The organism is Streptomyces sp. PTY087I2 (assembly GCF_001687325.1).
GTDB lineage: Bacteria > Actinomycetota > Actinomycetes > Streptomycetales > Streptomycetaceae > Streptomyces.
In genome coordinates this window covers 121,196-134,381 of sequence record NZ_LZRD01000009.1, presented here as the reverse complement: position 1 = coordinate 134,381, position 13,186 = coordinate 121,196, and the positions used below count along the sequence as shown (strand labels likewise).

At 69.0% G+C, this 13,186-nt stretch carries 9 protein-coding genes; 1 reads left to right on the top strand and 8 read right to left on the bottom strand.

The genetic code is table 11. The annotated features are described in order from the left end of the window. Nucleotides 1-54: 54 nt before the first annotated feature. From A3Q37_RS11905 to dnaA, 8 genes are all read right to left on the bottom strand, one after another. Nucleotides 55-657, bottom strand: a complete 603-nt coding sequence (locus tag A3Q37_RS11905) for a DUF3566 domain-containing protein (protein WP_065482158.1) — start codon at nucleotides 655-657, stop codon at nucleotides 55-57. Nucleotides 658-751: 94 nt separating this feature from the next. Next, entirely contained in the window at nucleotides 752-3,394 is a 2,643-nt protein-coding gene (gene gyrA, locus A3Q37_RS11900) for a DNA gyrase subunit A (protein ID WP_065482155.1), read from the bottom strand. A 47-nt stretch (nucleotides 3,395-3,441) separates the two neighbouring features. Next, the gene (gene gyrB, locus A3Q37_RS11895) at nucleotides 3,442-5,514 is read right to left on the bottom strand and encodes a DNA topoisomerase (ATP-hydrolyzing) subunit B (protein WP_065482152.1); all 2,073 of its coding nucleotides are present in this window, start codon (nucleotides 5,512-5,514) and stop codon (nucleotides 3,442-3,444) included. A 400-nt stretch (nucleotides 5,515-5,914) separates the two neighbouring features. Next, nucleotides 5,915-6,418, bottom strand: coding sequence for a DUF721 domain-containing protein (locus A3Q37_RS11890; RefSeq protein ID WP_024263702.1), 504 nt, complete (start codon nucleotides 6,416-6,418; stop codon nucleotides 5,915-5,917). Between the two features lie 77 nt (nucleotides 6,419-6,495). After that, the gene (gene recF, locus A3Q37_RS11885) at nucleotides 6,496-7,626 is read right to left on the bottom strand and encodes a DNA replication/repair protein RecF (RefSeq protein ID WP_065482565.1); all 1,131 of its coding nucleotides are present in this window, start codon (nucleotides 7,624-7,626) and stop codon (nucleotides 6,496-6,498) included. Nucleotides 7,627-7,692: 66 nt separating this feature from the next. After that, on the bottom strand, nucleotides 7,693-8,577 hold the full coding sequence (gene gnd, locus A3Q37_RS11880) for a phosphogluconate dehydrogenase (NAD(+)-dependent, decarboxylating) (RefSeq protein WP_065482148.1): 885 nt from the start codon (nucleotides 8,575-8,577) through the stop codon (nucleotides 7,693-7,695). 161 nt (nucleotides 8,578-8,738) lie between these two features. Continuing rightward, nucleotides 8,739-9,869: a DNA polymerase III subunit beta gene (gene dnaN, locus A3Q37_RS11875; protein ID WP_003967886.1), complete on the bottom strand. Its 1,131-nt coding sequence runs from the start codon at nucleotides 9,867-9,869 to the stop codon at nucleotides 8,739-8,741. An 892-nt stretch (nucleotides 9,870-10,761) separates the two neighbouring features. Then, complete coding sequence (dnaA, locus tag A3Q37_RS11870) at nucleotides 10,762-12,654, bottom strand: chromosomal replication initiator protein DnaA (protein WP_079137754.1); 1,893 nt, start codon at nucleotides 12,652-12,654, stop codon at nucleotides 10,762-10,764. Nucleotides 12,655-13,035: 381 nt separating this feature from the next. On the opposite strand from dnaA, the gene rpmH reads away from it, so the two are divergent. Then, on the top strand, nucleotides 13,036-13,173 hold the full coding sequence (gene rpmH, locus A3Q37_RS11865; protein ID WP_003967884.1) for a 50S ribosomal protein L34: 138 nt from the start codon (nucleotides 13,036-13,038) through the stop codon (nucleotides 13,171-13,173). Nucleotides 13,174-13,186 lie beyond the last annotated feature (13 nt).

Genomic DNA, 13,186 nt, shown 5'->3' with positions numbered 1-13,186 from the left:
ACCTCTGAAGATTAGCGCACGTCGGGGCCAGTCCCAAAATCGATATCCGCGGCCCTACTCGTCCTCGGCCAGCGTGAGCTCCACGCCGCCCACGAAGCCCGCCGACAGGTTGTAGATGAAGGCGCCCAGCGTCGCCAGCGCGGTGGCCAGGACCACGTCGATCACGGCGATGACCGAGGTGAAGATGAGCACGCGCGGCAGCGACAGGAACGACTGAAGGTCGAAGCCGTTGCTCTCGTTCGAGCCGGTGGCCTCGCTGATCGTGCCGCCGACGGTCTCGAAGACGCCCATCGCGTCCATGACCATCCACAGCACCGCCGACGCCACCACCGTGCAGATGCCCAGCGCGATCGACAGCAGGAAGCTGACCTTCATCACCGACCACGGGTCGGCCTTGGCCACCCGCAGCCGGGCCTTGCGGGTGCGGGGCGTGGTCCGCGCCCCCGTGCGCGGCTTGCGCATCGCCTGGGCGCCGCCCAGCGTCCCGCCGCCCTGTCCGGGGCGCTGCTGGCCGCCCTGGGTGCCGCCGCCGGGCGCCTGGTACGCCTGGGGCGGGTGGTACGGCCCCGACGGCCCCGGTGCGGGCTCACGCTCGCCGGGCAGGGGCCCGGTCGCGTAACCCTCGTACTGGGGCTGAGGCCCTCGTGTGTCCGTCACAGTGCCCCCTTGGGAGTCCGTGGCAGGGCCACGGGCACCGTTCGCTCCAGCTCCGGAAGCGGCCGAACCGGCGCCCGTGGCTCCACTCACGCTCTTACTCCTCGTGCTCCCCGGTCGAAGGCTCCGTGCCTTCGACAGTGCCCTCTGCCGCGCTTACGGCGTGGGCCTCGGCCGTCTCGCTCTCGGCATCATCGGTCCCATCGACCTCTTCCGCCTCACGGCCGGCCTCGGCGTTGCGCGCGATGCCGACGACGGCGTCACGCTTGCCCAGATTGATCAGTTGGACGCCCATGGTGTCACGGCCCGTCTCCCTGACTTCATTGACTCGCGTACGAATCACACCACCGCCGAGCGTGATGGCGAGGATCTCGTCGGTCTCCTCGACCACCAGCGCACCGACGAGCGATCCGCGGTCCTCCACGATCTTGGCGGCCTTGATACCGAGGCCGCCGCGGCCCTGGACGCGGTACTCGTCGACGGGGGTCCGCTTCGCGTACCCGCCGTCGGTAGCGGTGAAGACGAACGTACCGGGCCGGACGACATTCATCGAGAGGAGTTCGTCGCCCTCGCGGAAACTCATCCCCTTCACACCCGAGGTGGCGCGGCCCATCGGGCGCAGCGCGTCGTCCGTCGCGGTGAACCGGATCGACTGGGCCTTCTTGCTGATGAGCAGCAGATCGTCCTCGGCCGAGACCAGCTCGGCGCCGATCAGCTCGTCGTCGCCGCCGTCCGGCATCTCGCGCAGGTTGATCGCGATGACACCGCCCGAGCGCGGGGAGTCGTAGTCCTTGAGCGCGGTCTTCTTCACGAGACCGCCCTTCGTCGCCAGGATCAGGTAGGGCACGGCCTCGTAGTCGCGGATCGCGAGGATCTGGGCGATCTTCTCGTCCGGCTGGAAGGCCAGCAGGTTGGCGACGTGCTGGCCGCGCGCGTCCCGCCCGGCGTCCGGCAGCTCGTACGCCTTGGCCCGGTAGACGCGGCCCTTGTTCGTGAAGAACAGCAGCCAGTGATGGGTCGTCGAGACGAAGAAGTGGTCGACGATGTCGTCTTCCTTGAGCTTCGTCCCGCGCACGCCCTTGCCGCCGCGCTTCTGCGAGCGGTAGTCGTCCGTCTTCGTGCGCTTCACATAGCCGCTGCGGGAGATCGTGACGACGATGTCCTCCTCGGCGATGAGGTCCTCGATGGACATGTCACCGTCGAAGGGCACCAGCTGGGAACGCCGGTCGTCGCCGAACTTCTCGACGATCGCCGCCAGCTCCTCGCTGACGATCGCGCGCTGCTTGGCGGGCGAGGCCAGGATCTCGTTGTACTCGTTGATCTTCGCCTGGAGCTCGTCGTGCTCGGCGGTGATCTTCTGGCGCTCCAGTGCGGCCAGCCGGCGCAGCTGCATCTCCAGGATCGCGTTGGCCTGGAGCTCGTCGATCTCCAGCAGGCCCATCAGGCCCTCGCGCGCGATCTCCACCGTGTTCGAGCGGCGGATGAGGGCGATGACCTCGTCGATGGCGTCCAGGGCCTTCAGCAGGCCGCGCAGGATGTGCGCCCGCTCCTCGGCCTTGCGCAGCCGGAACTTCGTCCGCCGGACGATGACCTCGATCTGGTGCGTCACCCAGTGGCGGATGAACGCGTCGATCGACAGCGTGCGCGGCACCCCGTCGACGAGCGCCAGCATGTTGGCGCCGAAGTTCGTCTGGAGGTCGGTGTGCTTGTACAGGTTGTTCAGGACGACCTTGGCGACCGCGTCCCGCTTCAGGACGACGACCAGGCGCTGCCCCGTACGCGAGGAGGTCTCGTCGCGGACGTCCGCGATGCCGCCGACCTTGCCGTCCTTCACCAGGTCGGCGATCTTCTGCGCGAGGTTGTCGGGGTTGGTCTGGTACGGAAGCTCCGTGACGACCAGGCACTGGCGGCCCTGGATCTCCTCGACCGCGACGACCGCGCGCATCGTGATGGAGCCGCGCCCGGTGCGGTACGCCTCCTCGATGCCCTTGCGGCCCACGACCAGCGCGCCGGTGGGGAAGTCGGGGCCCTTGATGCGCTCGATCAGCGCGTCCAGCAGCTCCTCGTGCGAGGCCTCGGGGTGCTCCAGATACCACTGGGCGCCGGCGGCGACCTCGCGCAGGTTGTGCGGCGGGATGTTGGTCGCCATGCCGACCGCGATCCCCGCGGAGCCGTTGACCAGCAGGTTCGGGAAGCGCGCCGGCAGGACCGTCGGCTCCTGGTTGCGGCCGTCGTAGTTGTCCTGGAAGTCGACGGTCTCCTCGTCGATGTCCCGGACCATCTCCATGGACAGCGGCATCATCTTGCACTCGGTGTACCGCATGGCGGCGGCCGGGTCGTTGCCCGGGGAACCGAAGTTGCCGTTGGAGTCCACCAGCGGCATCCGCATCGACCACGGCTGGGCGAGGCGCACCAGGGCGTCGTAGATGGAGGAGTCACCGTGCGGGTGGTACGTACCCATGACGTCGCCGACGACGCGGGCGCACTTGTAGAAGCCCTTCTCGGGGCGGTACCCGCCGTCGTACATCGCGTACAGCACCCGGCGGTGGACGGGCTTGAGGCCGTCCCGTACGTCGGGGAGCGCACGCGAGACGATGACGGACATCGCGTAGTCGAGGTAGGAGCGCTGCATCTCCGTCTCGAGCTGGACGGGCTCGACACGCATCCCCACGCCGGGGACGGTGCCCTCCTCGTCGGGCGTCGCGGATTCAGGTGTCACAGGGGTGTTCTCGTCGGCCATTGCTGGTCAAAGTCCTTTCGAGCTGCGGCGTGGCGGGTGCGGCCGACTCAGATGTCGAGGAAGCGGACGTCCTTGGCGTTGCGCTGGATGAACGAGCGCCGCGCCTCGACGTCCTCACCCATGAGCACCGAGAACAGGTCGTCGGCCTGCGCCGCGTCGTCCAGCGTGACCTGGCCGAGGACCCGGTGGTCGACGTCCATGGTCGTGACGCGCAGCTCCTCGGCGTTCATCTCGCCGAGGCCCTTGAAGCGCTGGATCGAGTCTTCCTTGATCCGCTTGCCGTTCTGCTTGCCGAGCGCCACGAGCGCGTCGCGCTCCCGGTCCGAGTACGCGTACTCGAAGTCGTCCCGGCCCCACTTGATCTTGTAGAGCGGCGGCCGCGAGAGGTAGACGTGCCCGGCCTCGACCAGCGGCTTCATGAAGCGGAAGAGGAAGGTCAGCAGCAGGGTGTTGATGTGCTGGCCGTCGACGTCGGCGTCCGCCATCAGGATGATCTTGTGATAGCGGAGCTTCTCGATGTCGAAGTCCTCGTGGACCCCGGTGCCGAACGCCGAGATCAGCGCCTGGACCTCGGTGTTCTGGAGGATCTTGTCGACCCGGGCCTTCTCGACGTTCAGGATCTTGCCGCGGATCGGCAGGATCGCCTGGTACATCGGGTTACGGCCGGACTTCGCCGAACCACCGGCGGAGTCACCCTCGACGATGAAGATCTCGCACTTGGTGGGGTCGTTCGACTGGCAGTCGCTGAGCTTGCCCGGCAGCGACGCGCTCTCCAGGAGCCCCTTGCGCCGCGTCAGGTCACGCGCCTTGCGGGCCGCCACACGGGCGGTCGAGGCGGCGATGCCCTTACGGATGATGTCGGCGGCCTCGTTGGGATTCCGGTCGAACCAGTCCGTCAGCTGCTCGTGGACGACCTTCTGCACGAAGGTCTTGGCCTCCGTGTTGCCCAGCTTCGTCTTCGTCTGGCCCTCGAACTGCGGCTCGCCCAGCTTCACCGAGATGATCGCGGTCAGACCCTCGCGGACGTCCTCACCGGTGAGGTTGTCGTCCTTGTCGCGCAGCAGCTTCTTGTCGCGCGCGTACCGGTTGACCAGGGAGGTCAGCGCGGCGCGGAAGCCTTCCTCGTGCGTACCGCCCTCGTGCGTGTGGATCGCGTTGGCGAAGGAGTAGACCCCCTCGGTGTACTGCGTGTTCCACTGCATGGCGATCTCGACCGACAGGAGCCGGTCCTTGTCCTCGGCCTCGATGTCGATCACCGACTGGTGAATGACGTCGCCCTTGCGGGAGTTGAGGTACTTGACGAAGTCGACGATGCCGTTCTCGTAGTGGTACGTGACGGACCGCGTCGCCTCCTCCTCGGGGACCTCGGTCGCCTCGGCGCTGTCCGCGCCCGCCGTCGCCTTGGCCGACTCGCGCTCGTCGGTCAGCTTGAGGGTGAGGCCCTTGTTGAGGAACGCCATCTCCTGGAAGCGGCGCGAGAGGGTCTCGAAGCTGTACTCGGTGGTCTCGAAGATGTCCCCGTCGGCCCAGAAGGTGACCGTCGTACCGGTCTCGTCCGTGGCCTCGTGCTTCGCCAGCGGGGCGGTCGGGACGCCGAGCTTGTAGTCCTGGGTCCAGCGGTAGCCGTCACGCTTGACCTCGACGGCGACCCGGGTGGACAGGGCGTTCACGACGGAGACACCCACACCGTGCAGACCGCCGGAGACGGCGTAGCCGCCGCCGCCGAACTTGCCGCCCGCGTGCAGCACGGTCAGCACGACCTCGACGGCCGGCTTCCCTTCGGACGGCACGATGTCGACCGGGATACCGCGGCCGTTGTCGACCACGCGCACCCCGCCGTCGGGGAGGATCGTGACGTCGATGGTGTCCGCGTGACCCGCCATCGCCTCGTCGACGGAGTTGTCGACGACCTCCTGCACGAGGTGGTGCAGGCCGCGCTCACCGGTCGAGCCGATGTACATGCCAGGTCGCTTGCGGACCGCGTCCAGCCCTTCCAGCACGGTGATCGCGCTGGCGTCGTACGAGGTGGCGGAGACCTCGCCCGGCTCACCGGCGGTGGACGGAATGTTCTCGTTGGGGTTGCCGGAATCGGCCACGAAGCGCCCTTTCTGGCACAGCACAGGCCGTTCTCCGGACAGGCGGGAGCGGCTGCGTCGTTCGGCTTGTATCGACGACTCCCGCCTCAGCGGCGGGATTACTCACCAGTCTACCGGTAGCGCCGACATGAATGGGGGTTTGCCGGTACCTGAGTACGCATGTGCCGCCCTGAATGAGCGGCTGACGACTCCCCATATTCGGGAAGGGGCTCCAAGAGGCCCTGAAGGGCTTTGAGCGCTTCGGCCTGTCAACCCACCGCTACGGTGAGGGACGCTCCGGCCGTACCGTCCGGTTTCCCACCGCGCGAACCCTGACGAACCCACCCAGAAACTCGCCCGGTACACGACAATTTTACGCCGAAAGTGCAGCTCAGCCTTGACCTCGGCCCGGCGGCGCGGCCGCCCTCGGCCGGCGCCCCGAGGCTCATCCGTAGGTGTCGCCCGGGCCCTTGCTGCCGGGGGCCCGCAACGGGCCGTACCGGCGCTCCGGGCCCCCCGGCCCGACCACCTTGATCATCCGTACGGTGCCCTGCCCCAGATCCGCGTTCAGCCGGGCCACCAGCTGCGGAGCCAGCAGCCGCAACTGCGTCGCCCACGCCGTCGAGTCACAGCTCACCGTCAGCACCCGGGCGGCCGGATCGTCGTCGTACCGCAGGGGCACACAGTGCTTCGCCAGGTCGTCACCGACGATCTGCGGCCACCGGCCCATCACCCCGCCGACCGCCGCGGGCGTCTCCCAGCCCCGCTCGGTGATCAGCCGGCTGATCGCGGAACCCAGCATCTGGGGATCCCGGCCGTCCGACCGCGCCCCCGAGCGCAGCCCGCCGCCCCGCCGCGCCTGCTTCTTCTGCTGCGCCGCCGCACCCCGCGCCCTGGCCTGCTCCTTCGCCGCCCGCAACGCGACCCGGGCCAGATCGACCCCGGACACCTCGGGCGGCTTCGGGCCCCCGGCCTCCGGCGTACCGCCGACCGCGCCCGCCCCGCCCGGCTGCTCGTCCCGGCCGGTCATACGCGCTCCACCTCGCCCGCGGTCACCGCGTACCGCGTCCCCGCCAGCGCACCCGGTACGTCCTCCGCCACCGCGGCCGTCACCAGCACCTGCTCACCCGGAGCCACCAGCTCCGCCAGCCGCTCCCGGCGGCGGGCGTCCAGCTCGGCGAAGACATCGTCCAGCACCAGCACCGGCTCATTGCCCTCGGAACGCAGCAGCTCATAACTGGCGAGCCGCAGCGCCAGCGCGTAACTCCAGGACTCGCCGTGACTCGCGTACCCCTTCGCCGGCATCCCGCGCAGGCCCAGCAGCAGATCGTCCCGGTGCGGACCGACCAGCGTCACGCCCCGCTCGATCTCCTGCTTCCGGACCCCCGCGAGCGCCGCGAGCAACTGCTCGTACAGCTCGTCGCGGGTGCGCTCGGGACCCACGTCCTCGCCGACCGAGCTGCGGTACTCCAGCGCCACCGGACCGCCGCCCGGCGCGACGTCCCCGTACGCCTTGTCGGCCAGCGGCTGGAGCGTGGCGATCAGATCGAGACGCTGCGCGAGCAGCTCGGCGCCCACCCGGCCCAGATGCTGGTCCCACACGTCCAGGGTCGACAGATCCATCGAGCGGCCGCCGTGCCGCCGTGCCATCGCCGCGGACTTCAGCAGGGTGTTGCGCTGCTTGAGCACCCGCTCGTAGTCGGAACGGACCCCGGCCATCCGGGGCGAACGCGCGGTGACCAGCTCGTCCAGGAACCGCCGCCGCTCGCCGGGATCGCCCTTGACCAGCGCCAGATCCTCCGGCGCGAACAGCACGGTCCGTACGATGCCCAGCACATCACGCGGCCTGACCTGCGAGGACCTGTTGATACGGGCCCGGTTCGCCCGGCCCGGGTTCAGCTCCAGCTCGACCAGCTGCGAGCGCTCGCCCTGCGTCACCGCCGCCCGGATCACCGCCCGCTCCGCGCCCATGCGCACCAGCGGGGCGTCCGAGGAGACCCGGTGGCTGCCGAGGGTCGCGAGATAGCCGACGGCCTCGACGAGATTCGTCTTGCCCTGCCCGTTGGGCCCCACGAACGCGGTGATGCCCGGGTCGAGAGGGACCTCGACCCGGGCATACGAGCGGAAGTCGGCCAGCGAGAGATGCGTGACGTGCATGGTGGCCACCCTCTCCCGACAGTGCTTCGCAGGTTGTTGTGCGCCGGCGCGCGGCCGACGGACCGATCAGTGCTCGGTCTTGGACTCGACCGCGTGCCCGCCGAACTGGTTGCGCAGCGCGGCGATCATCTTCATCTGCGGCGAGTCGTCCTGACGCGAGGCGAACCGCGCGAACAGCGACGCCGTGATCGCGGGCAGCGGCACCGCGTTGTCGATCGCGGCCTCCACCGTCCAGCGGCCCTCGCCCGAGTCGGCGGCGAAGCCCCGGAGCTTGTCCAGGTGCTCGTCGTCGTCCAGCGCGTTGACCGCGAGGTCGAGCAGCCAGGAACGGATGACCGTGCCCTCCTGCCAGGAGCGGAAGACCTCGCGCACATCGGTGACGGAGTCGACCTTCTCCAGCAGCTCCCAGCCCTCGGCGTAGGCCTGCATCATGGCGTACTCGATGCCGTTGTGGACCATCTTCGCGAAGTGGCCGGCGCCGACCTTGCCCGCGTGGACGGAACCGAAGTCGCCCTCGGGCTTCAGCGCGTCGAAGACCGGCTGGACCTTCGCCACGTGCTCGGCGTCGCCGCCGTACATCAGGGCGTAGCCGTTCTCCAGGCCCCAGACACCGCCGGAGACGCCGCAGTCGACGAAGCCGATGCCCTTGATGCCCAGCTCGACGGCGTGCTTCTCGTCGTCGGTCCAGCGCGAGTTCCCGCCGTCGACGACGATGTCGCCGGGCGAGAGCAGCTCGGCCAGCTCGTCGATCGTGGACTGGGTCGCGGCACCGGCCGGAACCATGACCCAGACGACCCGCGGGCCCTTCAGCTTGCCCACAAGCTCTTCGAGACTGTGGACATCGGCGACATCCGGGTTGCGGTCGTAACCGATGACGGTGTGGCCTGCGCGGCGGATGCGCTCGCGCATGTTGCCGCCCATCTTGCCGAGGCCGACGAGACCGAGCTCCATCAGAGATTCCTTAAGCGTCGTGGCGATAAGCGTCGGGGCGTTTGCACCCACGACCGAGCCTACGCCCGGCCGGGGACAGCGCGGCGGGCCCGCTCCGCGCCGAGCGGGCCCGCCGGAAACTGCCGCGGAGAACGTCCCCCGATCGGGCGGGGGACGCGGGATCAGCCGGAGAGGCGCACCGGCATGATCAGGTACTTGTACGCGTCGTCCGCCTCGGCGTCGACGGCCGGGCGGCCGCTGAGCAGGGCGGGCTTGGTGGACGTGGTGAACGAGAGCTGGGCGACCGGGGAGTCGATCGCGCTCAGCCCGTCCAGCAGGAACGTCGGGTTGAAGGCGATCGAGATGTCGTCGCCCTCCAGCACCGCGTCGACCCGCTCCACAGCCTGTGCGTCGTCGCTGGAGCCGGCCTCCAGGATGAGGACGCCCTGCTCGAAGCTGAGCCGTACGGGGGTGTTGCGCTCGGCGACCAGGGCCACGCGCTTGACGGCCTCGACGAAGGGGGCCGTCTCGATCACCGCGACGGAGTTGAACTCGGTCGGGAACAGCGTGCGGTACTTCGGCAGGTCGCCTTCGAGCAGCCGCGTGGTCGTGCGGCGCCCGGCGCCCTCGAAACCGATCAGGCCCTCGCCCGCGCCGGAGCCCGAGAGCGCCAGGGTGACCGTGTCACCGCTGGTGAGCGCCTTGGCGGTGTCCAGGAGCGTCTTGGCGGGCACCAGAGCGACCGCGGAGGCGTCGGCGTTCTCCGGCTTCCACAGGAACTCGCGGACCGCGAAGCGGTAGCGGTCGGTGGAGGCGAGGGTGACCGTGTCGCCCTCGATCTCGATCCGCACACCGGTGAGCACGGGCAGCGTGTCGTCGCGGCCGGCGGCGATGGCGACCTGGGCGGCGGCCGAGGCGAAGACCTCACCAGGGACGGTGCCCGTGGCGGTCGGCATCTGCGGCAGCGCGGGGTACTCCTCCACAGGCAGTGTGTGGAGGGTGAAGCGGGAGGAGCCGCAGACGACCGTGGCCCGCACACCGTCGGTGGAGATCTCCACCGGGCGGTTGGGAAGAGCACGGCAGATGTCGGCGAGCAGCCGGCCGGAGACGAGCACCGTGCCGTCCTCGTCGATCTCCGCGTCGACGGAGACCCTTGCGGAGACCTCGTAGTCGAAGCTGGAGAAGCTGAGAGCCCCGTCCTCGGCCTTCAGCAGAAGGCCCGCGAGAACGGGCGCCGGCGGACGGGCCGGGAGGCTGCGGGCCACCCAGGCCACCGCCTCCGCGAGTACATCGCGCTCCACCCGGATCTTCACCGGAACCGCCTCCTGCTGTTGCTCGCTCGCCCTGCTGGCCTTCGTCGTCTGGACGGAGTCCGCTGCCGAGGCGGCGGATGCTCCGGGGTCCAGTCTGACGTACGGCACCGACAGCCGTTGCTGCTCGGGGTCAAGTCGGGCCAAGAGGTTCGCGGCGGTCGACGGTCGAGTTGTACACAGGCCCCACTTCGAAGCGGATTCCTGGCTAACTCTGGGTGGTAGTAGTAGTAGGCCTTGTGGATACCGTGGATAACGTCGTTTGCGCAGGTCAGCGACTGTTTTTTGTCCACCGGTCCTGTGGGTGGCACCCGTGGACAACCCGGGCCTTCTGTGGACGGACGAAAGTTCTGCACACCCGATGCACAGGAGGGGGCCACTTCTCCCCAGACCTGTCCCCAGCTTTACCCCTGTTCCCCACAGCCCAACCCAGCACCTTGGTGTGACGCCTTTCACTCCGGGCGGTGAGAGCGTGTGTTGCGTTGCCGAACAGTGGACAGAGGTGTGGAGAAGCAGGGCGAAGCTGGGGACAACACCGTCCAGCCTGTGGGCCGCCGGTGGACAACGTCGACGACCCTCTGTGGACGAAGATTCTGTCCACAGGCTGTGGATCATCGTTGGCCACAAATCCCCAACCATGTGACCTGGCCTGATGGAGTATCGGCAGCAGGTCCTGTGGACGCAATATGGACAACTTCCCGGTCCCCAGGCTGTGGACGGAAGATTTCCCGCACATCTGTGGAGAAGGGCCTCTGAGCTGCCCGTATTCGAACAGTGGGGGTGCGGAGGAGACTGCTGCGACGGCTCCCGGGGCCCTCTGGGAACGACAAAAGGCGCCTCGCGCGGACCGTGGGAGGTCGGTGCGAGGCGCCTTAGACGCCTTGAGAGAGCTTCGTCAGCCGTTCTTGATGCGGTTGGTCAGCTCGGTGACCTGGTTGTAGATGGAGCGGCGCTCCGCCATCAGCGCCCGGATCTTCCGGTCCGCGTGCATCACCGTCGTATGGTCGCGGCCGCCGAACTGCGCACCGATCTTCGGCAGCGAGAGGTCGGTCAGCTCACGGCACAGATACATGGCGATCTGGCGCGCCGTCACCAGGACCCGGCTGCGCGAGGATCCGCAGAGGTCGTCGACGGTGAGCCCGAAGTAGTCCGCGGTGGCCGCCATGATGGCCGGCGCCGTGATCTCCGGGGCCGACTCCTCGCCGCCCGGGATCAGATCCTTGAGGACGATCTCGGTCAGCCCGAGGTCGACCGGCTGCCGGTTCAGCGAGGCGAAGGCGGTCACCCGGATCAGGGCGCCCTCCAGCTCACGGATGTTGCGCGAGATCCGCGAGGCGATGAACTCCAGTACCTCCGGCGGGGCGTTGAGCTGCTCCTGCACCGCCTTCTTCCGGAGGATCGCGATCCGGGTCTCCAGCTCGGGCGGCTGGACGTCGGTCGTCAGACCCCACTCGAAGCGGTTGCGCAGCCGGTCCTCCAGCGTCACCAGCTGCTTGGGCGGCCGGTCCGAGGAGAGCACGATCTGCTTGTTCGCGTTGTGCAGCGTATTGAAGGTGTGGAAGAACTCCTCCTGCGTCGACTCCTTGCTCGCCAGGAACTGGATGTCGTCGACCAGCAGGATGTCCACGTCGCGGTAGCGCTTGCGGAAGGTGTCGCCCTTCCCGTCGCGGATCGAGTTGATGAACTCGTTGGTGAACTCCTCCGAGCTCACGTACCGCACCCGGGTCCCCGGGTAGAGGCTCCGCGCGTAGTGCCCGATGGCGTGCAGCAGGTGGGTCTTGCCGAGCCCCGACTCCCCGTAGATGAAGAGGGGGTTGTACGCCTTCGCGGGCGCCTCGGCCACCGCGACGGCCGCGGCGTGCGCGAACCGGTTGGACGCCCCGATGACGAAGGTGTCGAAGAGGTACTTCGGGTTCAGCCGGGCGTGCGGCTCGCCGGGGCCCGGTGCGGGGGCCGGCTGGGCGCCCATCGGACCGGGGACCGAGCCGCCGGTGCGCCCGGGGCTGTGGCCCGGACCGGTCGGGCGGTGCTGCGGCTGCTGGTCCTGCCGGTCGGGGCGCTGCTGTTCGTACCCCTGGTGCTCGGGCGGCTGCGACCGGTAGTCGTGGCCCGGCTGCTGCGGACGCCCGGTTCCGTACGGCTCGCGCCACTGCTCGGCGGGCTGTTCCCGGTACTGCTCGCTCTCCCGGTACGCCTCGCTCTCGCGGTACGGCTCACCGGCGGGCTGCTCGCGGTCCTGGTACGCACTGTGCCGCGGCTGCTGCCAGGAGAGGTCCTCCTGGGTACGCGGCCAGGCGCCGGGCTCCGGGCGCTGCTGCTGGTAGTCGGGGTAGGCCGGCCGGGCCGTCGGCATACCGTCGTCGGAGGGCCGGTGCCCGTATCCGTCGTACGCGTCGCCCCGGGGCGCGTCGTCGCGCGGCGGCGCCGGGTAGCGGTGGTCCTGCTGGCTTCCGTGCGACTGATGCGACTGGTGCGACTGGTGCATCGGGGGTGCCGGCGGGGCGGGCGGTTCGCCCGCGGAGTCGTCGACGGTGATCGCGATCCGGATGGGGCGGCCGCACTCGCGGGTCAGCGTCTCGCTGATGAGCGGTGCGAGCCGGCCCTCCAGGACGCGCTTGCCCCATTCATTGGGGACGGCCAGCAGCGCGGTGTCGGCGACGAGTGCCAGCGGCTGGCAGCGTTCGATCCACTGCTTGTCCTTCGGCTCGATGCCCTGCTGGCCCTCCCCGAGGAGTTGTTCCAGCACTCGCGGCCACACTGCGGCAAGATCGGCAGGTACGTCAGCCACAAGGCACGCTCTCTCGCATGTCCCACGAATGTGTGGTTCTCGGGACGGGATGGGTCGGGATGGGTGAGGCCCGGCAGTCGGGAAGGAAAAGAACCGGAGTTCAGCCACGGTAGTCAGGCCGACCCGCGCGGTTCAAGTTGTTGTCCACAGGCTGTGCACAATGGGGGGTCGCACGGAGCCGGTTTGACCGGATGGCGTAGCCGCGCGTACCGTGACCAGGTCGAGTTGTCGATGGCTGCTGCCGCCTGCCTCCGATGGGCAAAGATCACGATCTGTGATTGTGAAGCGGTGCACTAAGGCGTTTACGCGAGTTCCTCGTGGGCGCACGGTGACAGCCAGGCGATGTCCCGCCAAGACACGAATCATTTCTGGAGCCCCCGAGTGAGCAAGCGCACCTTCCAGCCGAACAACCGCCGTCGCGCCAAGACCCACGGCTTCCGTCTGCGCATGCGTACCCGTGCCGGCCGTGCGATCCTCGCGAACCGCCGCGGCAAGGGCCGCAGCAGCCTGTCCGCCTGATCGCTCACAGGTC